Origin of the sequence: Clostridium sp. CM74B_53 (genome assembly GCF_036318045.1) — a bacterium.
Classification (GTDB): domain Bacteria; phylum Bacillota; class Clostridia; order Lachnospirales; family Lachnospiraceae; genus Pilosibacter.
The window spans coordinates 18,014-35,120 of record NZ_JAWQDE010000012.1 but is presented as its reverse complement, the minus strand read 5'-3'; the positions used below and the strand labels follow the sequence as shown (position 1 = coordinate 35,120).

Sequence of the window (17,107 nt, the reverse complement as noted above, 5' to 3'; positions counted from 1 at the left end):
TATTTCTCTGAATTTTTAGGTTCATAAATGATAAAAACTCCCTCTCTGCGCGTTTATCCCATAAACTGCAAAGAGGGAGTTTTCTCACTTCACCTGGCTGTTCTCTTATTTATTATTTTGTCTTTCCGTCCCAGCTGCCATCTTCCGTCACAAAATACTCATCCGGCGTTTTTCTTCCGATAAACATCATTCCTCTTGTTCCATCAGAAACCGGATTGAAGAAATACCATCTTTCATTGATGAGTACCCAGCCAGTCTGCATTCCGGAATTTTCGTCCATATAGAACCAGCCCCTATAACCGGCATCATAGAAAAGTCCAACACGCAGATATCCCTGCTCATCAAATGCATACCAGCTTCCGTTAATCAGTTCCCACTGATGCTCAACCGTCTGCATATTATCGTGCTCTCCCACGATCATCTTTCCTGCCGCATAACTGCCATCGCTATATCTCAGCCACCAGCCATTCTTATCCTTCATCCAATGGCTGTGTCCATCGTTTACCGCTTTGTTCGCAGCGCCCGGGATAATTCCCTTTACAGGATCAATATATCCCTTTTTACTGTCACGGCTGATATCCGGCTTTCTTTCACTGATCTCCGGTTTGGAAGAGTCTGAACTGGATGAACCAGTTCCACTTCCTGGTCTTGAGCCATTGTTTTCTCCGGAATTTCCACCATCTCCAGGCTTTGTGCCGTTATCTTCTCCAGCATTTCCGCTATCTCCAGGCTTCGTGCCGTTGTCTCCTCCAGTATTCCCGCCATCTCCGGGCTTCTCCGGTCCGTCCACAGGCGGCTTTTCTGCCAGTTTCGGAGTTCTTCCGGAAACCTCCGCCGCAGGTCCCGCATTTTCTGTCTCCGTCTCCTTCAGACGGATCCATCCGTGATACAGGGTATCCGGCTGGCAGTCATCTTTCCGGTTGTTGTCTGACCAGGTGGTACCGTCAAAACTGTACTCTGCGCCCTCAACAGCCCCGATCTCAGCTGTGAATGTTTTTTCATCATCATTCAGCTGGAACGTAATCGTTCCCGCAATCGGATGCTGCTCATTCTTGTCATTCAGAGAGATTACGACCTGAATATCCGGTATCTCATAGTTTTCCGTAAGAACGCCACTGACCCGGATCACTGCTGATGCTCCGATCTGTGATCTGTCATTCTTCTTCAGCGCGAATTTTAACTGCGTCCCCTCTACGGCAATTTTCTCTTCCAGGATGCCGGACTCATCAGATATAATATCGGCATTTCCGCCAGAAATCTCTCCACAGTCTTCCGGGAATCCGGAAAGAACGATCTCCTGCTCTCCGCTTATTCCATAGCTGTACGCCTCAGAGATCTCCGGAACAGAGGGCGCTTCGGCTTTTTTGATGCTCTGTCCATCAAGAATGAACTTTCCTGCTTGATCCAGAACGTAATTCTTTGCATTTTCCGTATCGGATAAGGAAACCTCTACAAAAGCTTTTTTATCTGTTCCCGCATTTGCATCTTCAAATTCTGCTGCTGCAGAATAATCCTTTGACTCCAGAGTATCTCCGTTTGCAAGACCGCCAAAGCTTACTGATCTCACATTCACGTCAGTTCTTCCGTCATAGATTTTTTCCTCCAGTACAATGCCCGCCACAATCACCGTTTTGGGAATAATATTCCAGGAAGAAATATTCTCTCCTTTCTGTGAGTCATCCTCATAAAAAGCTTTTACAAGATAACTTCCCACTGTTTTCGGTGCTTCCGTACTCCATGTATTTCCACCATCCACACTGTACGTGTAAGCCCATGTCTCATCTCCATCCACATTTCCCGCAAATGTTCCCTTCGGAACTGGTGAGCTGCCATATTCCACATCAGGTACCGTCACAAATATCTGCTTATCCACGATCGTTTTGTCTGCCACTGTCACCGTTTTTGTCTCGGAAGTTTCAATATATCTGCCATCAACAGCAGCTGTTTTCGCCGTGATCGTGATGATCGTCCCGACAGCGGTCCCAATAGGGATCTGGATCTCATTTCCTGAAGCAGTCTGCTCAGCTCCATCCCCGATCTGATAAGAAATTCGGATCTCCGGTACATCCTCAAGTGCAGGAGAAAACGCATTTTTCGCTTTTGCCGAAACAGTTATCCGCTTTCCTGCAACCTGCGTCTCCCGGTCAAGTTCCATAGTGAGATCTGGTTTTGCCGCCGAAACAGTAACCGAAACTTCTTTTTCAGTCGCTCCCGTGTAGTTTTTCGTATCCTCCGGGGTAAATACTACTGCGCAGGATGTATCTGGATAAAGTACAGAATCTGGATCCTTAAAACTCCATTTTCCATCCACGATCATCCGCCCTAATCTATAATTTGGATTGATCACCTTTCCTCCAGAGATCACCGCATCTTTCAGGGACTGTCCATACTGAATATTTACCACAGGATCCTCCTCGACTCTCGGAGTTGCCGGCAAAACTTTAATCTTAATTTTATTGTAGATCGTCTCATACGTATCGCGGTACTCTGGCTTTGGCGTAAAGTGGCACAGAGCTTCATCTGTTCCCACTTCCGGCCATGCGACATCAAAACCAAAGTCGCCAGATATAGCTCCAGATTGTCCGCCCTGCAGTCCGGCATTTGATGCCTGTTGACCATAATAAATCTCCTTTATAGCTTCCGGCCATTTTACAATCTGTGGATTACGTTTTTTTACAGTCACTGAGATCTGTCCACTCTTGACCCGGAATCCGTTTCCGTAATATTCCGCATAGATCTCATGTGTTCCCAGCGGGAGAAGTTCTTTTCCGATCGTAAACGATGTTTTGCCTCCCGTTGATGTGATCGGACTTCCCACCGCGGCTTTATCTACATAAAACCGGATCTGTCCACTCATTCCTTCCGGAACCGTCATCACAGCAGAAACAAAATCTCCAACTTCAATTTCTTTTGGATCAACCACAAGACCTGTCTGGATCTGTTTCACTGTTACCTTGGCGGATGCAGTTTTATTATATGACCTTAAGCCCGCTGTCACGCTGAGCGTTTCCGCTTTCTCATCCGCACCCACCGTCAGGATTCCCAGGGAACTGATCTTTGTATCGCTGCTGGTATTTCCGGATACCCGCCAGTCCACCGTCGGATCCTTTGCTTCTTTAACAGCTGCGGTAAACTGTTTTGAGCTTCCAGGATACATTACCTCCGTCTCCGGTGTCAGTGAAATCGAAGCGTCCTCTCCGCTCTCATCGGTTGGAAAATAAATGACCGCGCAGCGCCCCATTCTTGTGGTCTTCTGATTGATCTCCTTCGCTGTAACCTTCTCATCTGCGGAACTCGGTCCGTGCATGATCAGCGCTCTCTCGTTAATATAAAACTCCACATCATCATTTTTTGATCCTGCGCCGACACCGCTGGTCGTTTTTTCGCCAGCGTACCTGTCTCCTCCCTTTCCTTCTGTCCTTCCTCCGGTAATCGTTATCCTGCTCTTCGCCCAGCTATTATATCCGATTCCGATACCAGCAGAGCCCTGGCCTCCGACAGCCTTTACGGTTCCGCCGGAAATATTGATATTGACATTTCCGCCTGCCTGACTTGCGCTTCCGATGCCGGCACCTCCCCAGCCGCCGTCAGCTTCCACGGTACCTCCTTCGATCGAAATGGAGAAATTTGTTTTTTGTTCACGCGCGTCTTTGCCGATTCCTGCCGCTTCATATTCACCTTTAGCGATAACTGTTCCGCCTTTTACAGTAATGGAACCGCCTCTGATTCCGGCATGATTGATCTCGCCAGACTTATTTCCTTCTGCACGCAGTGTTCCCGCAGAGCTTCCATCCCCCTGAATGCTCGTGATCGTGAGATAAGAATTGTCCGACACATACACACAGTTCGATATTTTGGAACACATGGAGTTTTCCCCATCCAGGATCAACGTCACCTTTGCTTTATCCTTGATCCTGAGCGCATAGTCTCCATTCACTTTTACGCTATGGAGCGTAATTACAGGTGTTCCACCCTGAACCATGATCTGATTTCCAGTCGTCTCAATGCCCTCTTTCAGGGAGATCTCGTATTTTCCGCTGCCCGTTATGGTCAGTGTTCCGTTCTCATATTTATAATCTGTTCCCAGAGTTCCGCCGCTCACGAAGAAATCACCGGTGAGTCCTTCCCCCTTATACTGGGCTGTGACCACAGCATCTTCTGATCCGATCGTAAACTTTGTCGTACTGCTGTAGCAGTTTTCAAAGGTTCCCTCCCCGGAATCCAGCGTCCACGATGAAAACTCCGATCCTGTCGGAAGAGCCGCCGCGATCTCGATCACATCTCCAGTCCTATAAGCTCCGCTTCCAGTACCATTGTTTACCGTGAGGCTGTGTCCGGAAACATAGACCGCTTTTACGGACAGGCTGCTGTTTACTTTAAGCTGTGCCGTTTTCTGACTGGCTGTTCCGTTTAAGAATTCTCCGTTTCCTTTCGTGATCTCCCAGTGATCGAAACATAATTTATCCGAAGATTTATCTTTCGCTGTGATCGTGACAGTACTTCCCGGCGCATAGTTTGCCTGTTCCGGGGTGATGGTTCCGTCAGCAACTGTAACAGAATATCCACCTGTATAGTTCGCCTTGATCTCTGTATCCACATCGGACATCGTAAATGTTGTTCCGGAAGACAGAGGATCACCAAACGTTCCGCTTCCATTTTCAACCGTCCATCCTGCAAAATACAAGGTTCCTCCGGCTCCATCCTCGATCTTGGCACTCGCACTGATCGGCACTTTCTCACCCTCCGCAAAATTGGACTCTGTTGAAACGATCGTTCCTCCCGTAACAGTAAGATTATGCGGTGTTCCAAACTTTACACGCATATACGTCTCTGACGCGGGCTCATATTTTCCTTCCCCGCGCAGCCCGAGAGCCGCGCTTCCCGGAGCTGAGTTTCCTGTATACAGTGTCGCTGTTTTTCCATTTTCAGGCGCTATCGTGATAGGACTCTGACAGATTTTTCCTGTGTCTCCGGACACCGTCGCTGTGACATTTCCTCCTGTGATCCGGATATTCGGCACCGGATTAACATAAAGGTCTGTCGATCCAATACAATAACCGCCACCGCTCTTGATCAGATTTACATTTCCGCCGGAAATGACCAGGTTATCTGCACTCCCTGTACTTGCGTTGCCGGCAGCACCAGCTCCCAGACAGGTTCCATCTCCATTTGACCGCAGGGTCAGATCACCGCCGGAGATCGTAATATTTTTTCCTACCGGCACAGAATTTACATAGCAGCTGCCACCGATCGCCGCAGACCCGGAGCCGGCTGTGGCATCCAGACTTCCGCTTCCTGTTATCTCCAGCGGAGTCCCATGATTATCGATCGCCGCCGCAAGCTCAGCGCCCTTAAGAATATTTCTGCCCTCCAGCTCTAAGGTCACTTTTTCAAGTCCCGCATCGATATCAATTGCAGGAACCTTCGGTGCCTTCGGATAAATATTGAGCTGTTTCAAAGTAACGGTACAGCTGCTCTTGATCTCAATAAATTCACTTGTCGCTGTCCCAGAATCTTTCATTGTAACTGTATATGGACCAGTTCCGGCGATCTCAACTCTTCCGTTTCCAAAATAGGTAACACCTTCTTTTGGAGTAACGGTAAGCTTCCCATTTCGTGTCTGTTCTCCATACTTGATCACCACACGGCTTCCCGGATACTTGATGGTCTGCTCATTTCCAATATTGACCGTGTATGTTTTGGTTGGATCAACTCCAAGGAATTCTGCCGTTGCTTTTTCTTTTTCACTGGCTTTTAATGTAAAACTATTATCCGTACCATCGACCGTCTCTGGACCGATTGCAACAGCCTTCACTATACTGTTATACTCTCCGCCCCGTGCCTCTACATCTCCGCCGGAAATCACAACAGTTCCCGATGTTCCCTTATATCCACCACCGATTCCAGCTCCAACGGATGCTGCGGCGTAAACGGATCCACCAGCGATTGTAATCATACCACCGCCAATTCCCGCCGAACCAGATCCGATTCCGGCTCCACTGTCCGATTCCGTTCCTTTTTCCGGTCCTTTATCTGTCAGACTCATTCCAGAACAAGCTACCACCATTCCGCTTTCGATCGTGATCTTGCCATGTCCCTCTCCGCTGTTTCCTCCGATTCCAGCTCCATAAGCGCGCGCAAACGAATACAGGACATCCTGATCAGATCCTGCCCGGATCGTCAGGCTGCTTCCTTCCGGCACATGGATCGCCGCGCCGGAGTTGCTGACTGTATACAGGTTATTCCTTCCGGAGAGAACCAGCGTCACATCCGCTCCCTTTTCAAGTTCAATACAGGACATTGGAACTGTATTCGCATTTGCGGTTTCAATTGACACACCCTTTAAAGTGATCGTCGCAGAAACACCCTCCTTCACCGTGATCACATGATCCGTTCCAGTCGTCTTTTCATATGTGCCGCTGATCGTGTAATCACCGTTCTGATCAATGATCACTTTCCCCTTCTTCAGATTATACTCTGCTTCGGCACTCAATGTCCTGAGAAGCGCATTGGAGTCCGATGCCTTAAGCTTCAATAATTCATCTTTTTTCGCCCTCTGCGGTTTTCTCACCGGGTCTGACTGTGTCGCTTTCTCCTTCACTGCATCACTCGCCGTATATACTTCAAAATCAGTATCCGGTCGAATCATAGCTGATTCCGCATACACTGGTGATATGATCGTGGATCCCACCATCACTGCCGTCAATAATCCTGCCATCCATCTTCTAAAATTATATCTCATGCGATCCGCCTCCCTCTTATCTTCAAGTCTCTGTCGCCAGAATATCATTAGAAAACAAGGCGTGTCAATCGGTTCGACACAAGATGTCAAAATTCTGCACGAAATGCAAAAAAAGACCAGGAACATCTCTGCCCCTGGTCCTTCAAAAAATCCTTTATCATTTATCCTGGATCCATATCAGTCATTCTCAAATACCGGCTCAGTCGGCTCGCCGTAATCTTCCGTGGAGCTTGCTGCCTCGTCATTGATATGCGTCAGGATCCCGCTGGAATTAACTTTATATTTGTTTCCATCGCGGTCCTTTACCGTCGTATTCTTGGAGATACGTCCGGAGCTGTTTACCACATACGTCTGATAACCGCCGTTTCCATTCGGAATGCTGATCAGCGCATAACGGCTGGAACTGTCTGCCTGCTGAAGTTTTCCCATATAATAAAGGTATCCGTTCTTCACGCCGTTTGTTCCGCGGCCTGCATAGGTCCCTTCATTAAAATAAAACGTGGTCTTGTTTCCGTCGCCTTCTTCGACGGTCATTTTTCCCTTAACGGAAATTCTGGAGGATTCATCAAAGTAGTAGGAAGTATACTCATTGGTCGATCCGATCCGTACCTTCTTTAATCCTTTGACCGGATTTCCTTTCTGGTCGAAGAGATACGTCTTTCCATTGATGCGGACAAAATCGCTCGTGGACGCTTTTCCGTCTTCCGGTCCGGTCTTTGGCTCGCCGTTTTTATCAAAATAATACCATACCACCGGCTCATCCACATTGTCCTGAAGCTGTTCCGGCGGGTTTAAGGAAAGCCAGCCTGAGATCGCCGCGCCGACTGTAGCGTTCTGGATCCCGCTCTCCGCGAAATATCTCCAGTCCGCGATCGAATTCTTACTCGAATTTTCCGGATCACCGTCTAAATACACCCAGCCGGTGCGCATCCGTCCATCTGCGTCAAAGCAATAGTATTTTCCATCGATCTTTGTTACCTTATAATCTCCGCCGTCATCGCTGGTCGACGGGCTCTGCTTCTTTCCGCTTGTGGAAAAATAGAACCAGTACTTTCCATCATCGCTCTCCGGTCCGTAAAGGCTGCTGTCCTCGTCCTTCGGCTCCAGATATCGCCATCCTGTCACCATCGCTCCGCTGGAGCTTAAATAGTAATCCCCATCTTCGGTCCAGCCGGTCTGCATGATTCCGTCAGCGTCAAAGTAATAACTTTTTCCATCGATCTTCTTCCAGGTGTCCTTTGTGACTTTTCCGCTGGAACCGAAGTAGAACCAGTAGGTCTGACTGTCTCTGCTGTACGGGGACACGATCTGCATCCACTTATCCGCCACCATGATCCCGTTAGCATCCACATAGTAATCGTTGTCGGCCCAGCTGTTGACCGCCATTTCACCGCTGTTGTTTAAATATCTCCAGAGATTGTCCGCGCCCTTTTTCCACTCATTCGTCACGCGGTTTCCGTTTTTATCAAGATACGTCCATATATTATTGGAAAGCGCCCAGCCTTCCGCTGCGTAGGCGTTCATCGTCAGACATCCGAAAGTCAGGACCGCCGCTGCTGCCAGTATTCTTAACCCTTTTTTCTTCACTCGCTCCGTCTCCTTCCTGTACCCCAAAAGGCGTATAACTATCGCCAACATCCATTCCGGATCAGCTTCGCCGATGGGATTTCTGCCTTCCGGCCGTATTTTTCATTTCGCAATACATCTGATTTTATTTTACCAGTAACTCCCTGATTATTCAACAGAAAATACCTGTCAATTCTCTTAAGTCCCCACCACAGTTCTGCCGCATTCCCGCCACAGAAAGACACATTTTCCGTTCATGTTCCCCATATTTCCGCCAACATCCCGCATTCCATCCCCACTCCTATTTGACAGTATCCCCCGAATCTATTATACTAATATATCATAGGCATTTTATGCCCCTGATCCGTTTTTACGCAAAAAAAGTCTAAAGAAAGAGATGGAATACAATTATGTGGATAGCAGATGGATGGAAGGACTATGAAGTCATCGACTGTTCCGGCGGTGAAAAGCTGGAGCGTTGGGGAAAATATATTCTGGTCCGTCCGGATCCCCAGGTTATCTGGGATACCGATAAAAAGGCACCACAGTGGAGAAAGATGAACGGCCACTACCACAGAAGCTCAAAAGGCGGCGGCGAGTGGGAATTCTTCAGTCTCCCGGAGCAGTGGAGCATCAACTACAAAGGCCTGACCTTCCAGTTAAAGCCCTTCAGCTTTAAGCACACCGGTCTTTTCCCGGAACAGGCGGCAAACTGGGACTGGTTTGGCGAAAAGATCAAAAACGCGGGACGCCCGGTCAAGGTCTTAAACCTCTTCGCCTACACCGGCGGAGCAACTCTGGCAGCCGCGAAAGCCGGAGCTTCCGTGACCCATGTTGACGCCTCAAAGGGCATGGTCGCCTGGGCAAAGGAGAACGCGAAGTCCAGCGGCCTTGAGGACGCGCCGATCCGCTGGATCGTGGATGATTGCGTAAAATTCGTAGAGCGTGAGATCCGCCGTGGAAACCACTACGACGCGATCATCATGGATCCGCCTTCCTATGGAAGAGGCCCGAAGGGCGAGATCTGGAAGATCGAGGACGCAATCTACCCGTTAGTAAAGCTGTGTGCAAAGCTCCTCTCCGACAAGCCGTTATTCTACCTGATCAACTCCTACACAACCGGACTAGCTCCGGCCGTTCTGACTTATATGCTCGGAACAGCCGTTGTTCCGCAGTTCGGCGGAACTGTAAGCTCCGAGGAGATCGGACTTCCGGTTACAAGTTCCAAACTTGTACTCCCGTGCGGCGCTTCCGGACGCTGGGAAGCGTAATTAATTGAAAGGACCGGTAAACATATGAAGATCATCATTGTCGGCTGCGGAAAAGTCGGCGTGAGCCTTGCGGAGCGCTTAAGCGCCGAGGGCCACGATCTCGTTATGGTCGATATGAATCCGCAGAAAGTGGAACATCTTTCCAACCAGTTTGATGCCCTGGGAATCGTTGGAAACGGCGCCAGCTTCAATATCCAGCAGGAGGCCGGAGTGGAAAGCGCGGACCTCTTTATCGCTGTCACCGGCGAGGACGAACTAAACCTCCTCTGCTGCCTGATGGCGAAGAAGACCGGACACTGTGACACCATTGCCCGCGTAAGAAACCCGCTCTATAATAAGGAGATCCGCTTCATTCAGGAAAAGCTCGGACTCTCCATGATCATCAACCCGGAGCTGACGGCGGCCAGAGAGATCTTAAAGCTCTTAAAATTCCCGTCCGCCATCAAGATCGACACCTTCGCAAAGGGACGTGTCGAGCTTCTCCGTTTCCGCTTAAAACCTGAGATCGGGTTCGGCGGAAAAACTATCATGGATATCATGAGACAGTTAAAATGCGATGTCCTGATCTGTGCCGTTGAGCGCGGATCCGAGGTCGTGATCCCGAACGGAAGCTTTGTCCTTCAGGATACGGATATCCTCTCTATCGTGGGATCTCTTGAAAATACGGCTCAGTTTTTTGAAAAGATCGGTCTCCGCTCAAAATCCGTAAAAAATTCCCTGATCATCGGCGGCGGCACCATCGCCCACTATCTGGCCCAGGACCTCTTAAAGATCGGGTTCCGTGTCCGAATCATCGAGCAGCGAAAAGAGCGCTGTGATTACTTAAGCGAAGTGATTCCCGGCGCTGACATCATAAACGGGGACGGAAGTGATCGGGATCTTCTTCTGGAAGAAGGCCTGACCTACGCTGATTCCCTTGTGGCCCTCACCGGACTTGACGAGGAGAATATCTTCCTCGCCCTCTACGGAAAGCTCCACTCCAACGCAAAGCTCATCGCAAAGGTCAATAAGATCGCCTTCGATGACGTGATCGACAGCTTCGGTATCGACAGCATCATCTACCCGAAGTACCTGACGGCAGATTATATCCTACAGTACGTCCGTGCCCGCCAGAACACCATCGGCTGCAACGTGGAAACACTGTATAAGATCCTGGACGGCCGTGCCGAAGCACTGGAGTTCTCCATCAAAGAGGATTCCGCTGTCACGAATGTGCCGCTTATGGACTTAAACTTAAAGGACAACCTTCTGATCTGCTGCATCAACCGAAACGGTCAGATCCTCACCCCCCGCGGTCAGAATATAATCAAGGTCGGGGATACCGTGATTCTCGTGACCACAAACCGCGGTCTCGGTGATATCCGGGATATCTTAAAATCATAAAGGAGCGATTCCATGAATTATTCGATGATCTTTTATATTATCGGCTGGATTCTGGACGTGGAGGCGGCGCTTCTTGTGCCATCCCTGGCAGTCTCCCTGATCTACCATGAAAGCTGCGCACTGGCATTCTTCATCACGATCGTCCTCTGCCTGATTCCGGGTGTGATCCTTGTCCGCAAGCAGCCGAAAAACAAGGTATTCTACGCAAGGGAAGGTTCCGTGACGGTTGCCTTAAGCTGGATCGTCATGAGTATCATGGGTTCCATCCCGTTCCTCTTAAGCGGATCCATCACAAATCCGGTGGATGCCCTGTTTGAGACTGTGTCCGGATTTACGACGACCGGTGCCAGTATTCTTCCCGCCGTGGAACCACTTCAGCACGGCGTCCTGTTCTGGAGGAGCTTTACACACTGGATCGGTGGTATGGGAGTTCTCGTGTTCCTTCTCTGCCTGCTTCCGCTTACCGGAAACGGCTATCATATGAACCTCATGAAGGCAGAAAGCCCGGGACCCTCTGTCACAAAGCTGGTCCCGAAGGTGCAGTCCACCGCAAAGATCCTCTATGGGCTCTATCTCTTCCTGACGGTTCTAGAGGTTATTCTCCTGCTTGTGGGACAGATGCCGGTGTTTGATTCCCTGTGTACCGCTTTCGGTACCGCGGGAACCGGAGGTTTCGGTATCAAGAACGACAGCTTCGGAAGCTATTCCACCTACCTTCAGGGCGTAGTTACCGTGTTTATGATCCTCTTTGGCATCAACTTTAACGTGTACTTCCTCTTCTATATGAAAAAGCCGAAGGAAGCGCTGCGCTGCGAGGAGGCGCGATGGTACCTCGGGATCATTGCCGCGTCGATCCTCGTCATCACGTTTTTTGTCCGGGATTTCTTCGACAGCCTGTTCCTCGCGTTCCACCATGTCGCGTTTCAGGTTGCTTCCATCATCACGACCACCGGCTTCGCCACCGTGGACTTTAACTCCTGGCCGACAATCCCGAAAACAATCCTGGTGCTCTTAATGTTTATCGGTGCCTGCGCGGGAAGTACCGGCGGCGGCATTAAGGTGTCCCGTATCGTGCTGTTATTCCGCTCCCTGACAAAGGAGCTCTCCCAGAGTCTCCATCCGAATCAGGTCCGCAAGATCCATTTTGAGGGACGCGCGGTGGAGCATGTGGTTCTCCGCTCCGTAAATGTCTTCATTGCGGCATACATCCTGATCTTCGCGATCTCCGTGCTGCTCATCGGCATCGACAACTACGATCTTGTGACAAACTTTACCGCCGTCGCGGCGACCTTAAACAACATCGGACCGGGATTGGAACTTGTAGGCCCGGCCCAGAACTTCGGGCTCTTCTCCAACTTCTCCAAGCTGGTTCTGACCTTTGATATGCTTGCCGGACGTCTGGAGCTCTTCCCGCTGCTGCTACTTTTCTATCGGGGTACCTGGAAGAGATTCTAATTAAGCACACATTCCCAATAATAGATGTAATTTTGACAATTTGACTGATCCGTGTTGAAAAATCTGATTGCCGGAAATAAAAAGTGGATATCCCAGAGTCACATCATGGACTCTGGATATCCACTTTTCTTTTTGTTTTTCTGTCTTTTTTCCACCGAACAGCGGGCAAGGGGGCGTCGCCCTTCCCTATAATATTATCTTAGCCGGGAAGACTCTCACCTCTTTCAGGTAATGAGTAACAACAAACTCGTCTCAGTGGGAATCAGGTCCGACTGAGATAAACGCTCCGCGGGGATGCACAGTCGTCCATATTGTATCACCCAAGTGCCACGTCAAGCATCATCATCAATGCAAACCCGACCGCAAACCCGATGGTTCCGATATTCGAGTGCTCTCCCTCCGCAGTCTCCGGGATCAGCTCCTCCACGACCACGTACATCATGGCACCTGCAGCGAAGGCGAGAAGATACGGCAGGACCGGAGCGAGGACCCTGTACATCAAAACGGTGAGGATTGCCGCCACAGGCTCTACAACACCGGAAAGCGTTCCATACAAGAATGCCCGGTTGCTGCTCATTCCCTCACCCTTGAGCGGCAGGGAAATGATCGCGCCCTCCGGGAAGTTCTGGATCGCGATCCCGACGGACAGGGCAAACGCACCGGCTAAAGTGATCCCGCTGTTTGCCGTAAGAAGGCCCGCGAACATGACACCGACCGCCATTCCTTCCGGAATATTATGAAGGGTCACCGCAAGGACAAGCATCGTATTTTTTTTTAACGTGCAGGACGGACCTTCCGGTTCATCGCACCCGATGTGAAGATGAGGCACATGCCCGTCAAGGAACAGCAGGAACAGGATGCCGCAGAAGAATCCGGTCACCGCAGGCAGAAACGCCAGACGTCCCAGATCCGCGGAAAGATTCATGGACGGGATCAGAAGTGACCACACGGATGCCGCCACCATGACACCGGCCGCAAAGCCCAGAAGACCTTTTTCCACATTCTGACGGATTCCCTTCTTCATAAAATATACGCACGCAGCTCCAAGTGTCGTCCCCGCAAACGGGATCATGATCCCAAGAATAATATTTCCGATATTTTCCATCGTTTTTGTCTCCTTTGATCCGCGAAGGCCGTCCGGACCCCGGCGCGACTCTCGCAATCTTCCTTCTATAAGCTATGCGGTTTCCAACTGAAAAGATCCAGGCCACGAAGCGACGTCCGCCTCTGACCTGGATCTTTTATAGAGTTTCTATAGAATAATGAAGTAATACTGCCAAAATTATGCTGCTACAGAGCGGCGGGATGCCTTCTTCTGGTTCTTATATGGATCCGGACGGAACAGCATATAGAGGAATCCGAGAAGAACAACAACAGCTGCTGCAGTGCCGATTCCGAAGGAACCGCCTTCCATAAGAAGTCCGAACTGGTAGAACATCAGTGCTACACAGTAAGCGAATACGTTCTGGAAGATGATTGCAAACCAGAACCACTTTCTGGACTGCATCTGCTGGGCCATTGTGGAAATAGCCGCCAGACACGGGGAGTTTAACAGGTTGAATACAAGGAAGGAGAAGGCTGCTGCCATTGTCGGGAACCAGTCTCTGATCGCGGCTGCGACAACGTCTGTCTCCTCGGAGAGATCCTCGCTGACATTTGCAAGGACACCCATTGTGGAAACGATACCCTCTTTTGCGGAGAATCCGGAGATCGCCGCTGCAACGCACTGCCATTTGCCCCATCCGAGAGGAGTGAAGATCCATGCAAGAGCGCTTCCGAGGATCGCCATCAAGCAGTTTTCTGTATCTTCTACCATACCGAACGAACCATTCTCGAAACCAAATGTGGAGAGGATCCACATGATCACGCAGGCAAGGAACAGGATTGTTCCGGCTTTCTTAATGAAGCCCCACAGACGCTCCCAGGTGTGCATAAGAACGGTCTTAGCAGACGGGATGTGGTATGCCGGTAACTCCATAACGAACGGAGCTGCCTCGCCGGAGAACGGTTTTGTCTTCTTTAACATGATCGCTGCTACAAGAACGCAGACGATACCTAACGCATACATTAAGAATGCTGTATTTCCCGCATCGGAGTAATCTCCGGATGTCCAGCCGACCATGATGCCGCCTAAAAGAGCGATAACCGGAAGCTTCGCACCGCACGGAATAAATGTGGCTGTCATAATGGTAAGACGTCTGTCGTTATCATTTTCGATGGTCTTGGAAGCCATGATACCCGGGATACCGCAGCCGGATGCGATAAGGAGCGGAATGAAGCTCTTACCGGAAAGTCCGAAGTGACGGAACACACGGTCCATGACGAATGCGATACGTACCATGTATCCGCAGTCCTCAAGGATGGAAAGCATTAAGAATAAGAGTGCCATCTGTGGGAGGAATCCGAATACGGCGAAGAGTCCGCCGAGGATACCGTCTACTACAAGACTCTGGATGAAGTCGCTTGCGCCTGCTGCCGCGAGTGCTGCGCCTGCCCATTCCTGAATGCCGCCGCCGAATGTATCATTTGCCCAGTCTGTACCCATGGTACCAAGTGTGCTGACGCAGATGTAGTAAACGAACCACATTACTGCCGCGAAGATCGGGATACCTAAGATACGGTTTGTAACGATCTTATCGATCTTATCGGAGGTGGAGAGCTTCTTGCCGGATTTCTTAACGGCCTTGTCGATCACGCTTCCGATGTATGTATAACGCTCGTCTGTGATGATGCTCTCTGTATCGTCATCAGTCTCTTTCTCAAGACGGGTAACCTCCGTGTTGACCGCTGCCATAGCGGATGCCGGAAGATGTAACTGCTCGATGACCTTGCTGTCCTTCTCAAGAAGCTTGATCGCGAACCATCTCTTCTGGTCTGCGTCCACAGCGTCACCGACAGCCTCCTCAACCTTCTCAATCGCGTTTTCTACGCTTCCGGAGAAGATGCCAGCCGGGTTCTTCCACTCGTTCTTCTTCGCTGCCTCGATCGCCTTCTCGACAACTTCCTTAAGGCCTGTGCCCTTTAACGCGGAAGTCTCAACAACTTCACAGCCGAAGATCTCGGAAAGCTTCTTCACATCGATCTTATCCCCGCTCTTTGCAAGCAGGTCAGCCATGTTTAACGCGATCACGACCGGAATACCGATTTCGAGGATCTGGGTCGTCAGATATAAGTTTCTCTCAATGTTTGTTGCGTCTACCAGATTGATGATCGCCTGCGGTTTCTCGTGAACGAGGTAATCACGGCTTACGACTTCCTCCAGTGTGTACGGGGAAAGGGAGTAAACACCCGGAAGGTCTGTGATGATGATCTCTTCACCGCTCTTTGAAGATTTTAATTTACCTTCTTTTTTCTCTACTGTTACACCCGGCCAGTTTCCGACGTACTGGTTCGCGCCTGTGAGGGCATTGAACATGGTCGTCTTACCACAGTTCGGGTTGCCGGCTAATGCGATTTTAATAGCCATTTTTCATCCTCCTATTTTCCTGCACTTGTGTTGTCACTGTCCACACTCCGCGGGGACAGCAACCGTGTTTTGCCAATGTTTTGCATACACATCAGGCAAAACATTTATCCCGTCATCAGACTGTAACGACTTCGACACTTTCCGCATCGTCTCTTCTCAAAGACAGTTCATATCCACGGACCGTGATCTCGACCGGATCACCGAGCGGCGCTACTTTACGAACGTAGATCTCGCTGTTTTTGGTAATGCCCATGTCCATGATTCTGCGGCGGAATGCGCCCTCTCCGTTGATCTTTACAACTTTAACCGTTGTATGTACCGGAACTTCACGTAATGTCATGTCTTCTCCTTTCTATCCTTGTGAACCACTCCTGCGGTCCGGATCCATTCCCTCTGCCTTTTGTGAGATTTTTACAAAAGTTTCCGATTAGTTGTTGCTAATTAGCGCATGCTAACCTACGGGGAAAAAGCAAAGTGGGAAAACTCCCACTTGAACTTTCATCATCCATAACTGCCCATTCTTCCCGGTCTGCACTTCCCTGCGGGATAATGCAAACTGCTGAACAGTTACCATCTTTTTTCACAGCTACTGCACCATAACGTGCTTTGCCATCTCCTTGTTGATCGCAACTCTGGAATCCTTGATGTTTACGATCAGGTTTCCGTTGAGTTCAGAGATCACTGTCACTGCCGCTCCGTCCACGAAGCCAAGATTCGCGAGGAATCTCTTTGTATCCTCCGCTCCGCCGACACGCTGGATCATACCGGTCTCACCGGCACGTAAAAATGTCATTGGCATCATGTTTCCTCCTATTTACACTCCCATCCGCTCAGGCTTTATGAGCTTTCGGAGCTGTATCGTAATGGACACTGCCGCATCCGCTGCAACCGGAACAGGAACCGCAGCAGCCCCCACAGGAACCGCTCTTCTTCTGTTTCCGGATACTCTTTATCACACCGATCACGGCCATGGCAACCAGCAACAAAACAATTACATCTGTAAGCATTTCCATCACCTTTCACCAAACCATTTATGGGAACAGTTGTATTGATAACGAATATCAATTTCAAGTGAATTATATGACTTCATATCCCGCTTGTCAACTGGTATTTAATAATTTTTTAAGATTTTACAGGATGGTTTTACTTGCTTTCCAAAGGCTTTCCATTTAGAATGATAGTATATCTGCGCCCATATTTCTGTCTTGTCTGAATTTATTTTTT

The 17,107-nt window shown here is 49.7% G+C and carries 10 protein-coding genes; 3 read left to right on the top strand and 7 right to left on the bottom strand.

The window, feature by feature from the left end:
- Positions 1-112 precede the first annotated feature (112 nt).
- Together V2546_RS10985 and V2546_RS10980 are read right to left on the bottom strand one after the other, a co-directional pair.
- Positions 113-6,742: an InlB B-repeat-containing protein gene (locus V2546_RS10985; RefSeq protein WP_329752333.1), complete on the bottom strand. Its 6,630-nt coding sequence runs from the start codon at positions 6,740-6,742 to the stop codon at positions 113-115.
- 177 nt (positions 6,743-6,919) lie between these two features.
- Positions 6,920-8,329, bottom strand: a complete 1,410-nt coding sequence (locus V2546_RS10980; protein WP_329752332.1) for a cell wall-binding protein — start codon at positions 8,327-8,329, stop codon at positions 6,920-6,922.
- 389 nt (positions 8,330-8,718) lie between these two features.
- Between V2546_RS10980 and V2546_RS10975 the strand changes: the two genes are divergently transcribed.
- From V2546_RS10975 to V2546_RS10965, 3 genes are read left to right on the top strand one after another with little or no spacing between them, the layout of a single operon-like run.
- The gene (locus tag V2546_RS10975; RefSeq protein ID WP_015552713.1) at positions 8,719-9,579 is read left to right on the top strand and encodes a class I SAM-dependent methyltransferase; all 861 of its coding nucleotides are present in this window, start codon (positions 8,719-8,721) and stop codon (positions 9,577-9,579) included.
- Positions 9,580-9,603: 24 nt separating this feature from the next.
- Positions 9,604-10,962, top strand: coding sequence for a Trk system potassium transporter TrkA (gene trkA, locus V2546_RS10970; protein ID WP_021905211.1), 1,359 nt, complete (start codon positions 9,604-9,606; stop codon positions 10,960-10,962).
- 12 nt (positions 10,963-10,974) lie between these two features.
- Positions 10,975-12,417 (top strand): TrkH family potassium uptake protein, encoded by a 1,443-nt coding sequence (locus tag V2546_RS10965; protein ID WP_329752331.1) that lies wholly within the window; start codon positions 10,975-10,977, stop codon positions 12,415-12,417.
- Positions 12,418-12,733: 316 nt separating this feature from the next.
- Here V2546_RS10965 and V2546_RS10960 read toward each other — a convergent pair whose 3' ends face one another.
- The 5 genes from V2546_RS10960 to V2546_RS10940 all read right to left on the bottom strand — a co-directional run bounded on the left by V2546_RS10960 (position 12,734) and on the right by V2546_RS10940 (position 16,890).
- Positions 12,734-13,522: a ZIP family metal transporter gene (locus tag V2546_RS10960; RefSeq protein WP_215703506.1), complete on the bottom strand. Its 789-nt coding sequence runs from the start codon at positions 13,520-13,522 to the stop codon at positions 12,734-12,736.
- A gap of 177 nt (positions 13,523-13,699) precedes the next feature.
- Positions 13,700-15,883 carry a ferrous iron transport protein B gene (gene feoB / locus V2546_RS10955; RefSeq protein WP_215703505.1) on the bottom strand — a complete coding sequence of 728 codons (2,184 nt, stop codon included), beginning with the start codon at positions 15,881-15,883 and terminating at the stop codon, positions 13,700-13,702.
- 115 nt (positions 15,884-15,998) lie between these two features.
- Positions 15,999-16,223: a FeoA family protein gene (locus tag V2546_RS10950; RefSeq protein ID WP_015552719.1), complete on the bottom strand. Its 225-nt coding sequence runs from the start codon at positions 16,221-16,223 to the stop codon at positions 15,999-16,001.
- Positions 16,224-16,469: 246 nt separating this feature from the next.
- Positions 16,470-16,676 (bottom strand): FeoA family protein, encoded by a 207-nt coding sequence (locus V2546_RS10945; protein ID WP_015552720.1) that lies wholly within the window; start codon positions 16,674-16,676, stop codon positions 16,470-16,472.
- A 37-nt stretch (positions 16,677-16,713) separates the two neighbouring features.
- Entirely contained in the window at positions 16,714-16,890 is a 177-nt protein-coding gene (locus tag V2546_RS10940) for a FeoB-associated Cys-rich membrane protein (protein ID WP_015552721.1), read from the bottom strand.
- Positions 16,891-17,107 lie beyond the last annotated feature (217 nt).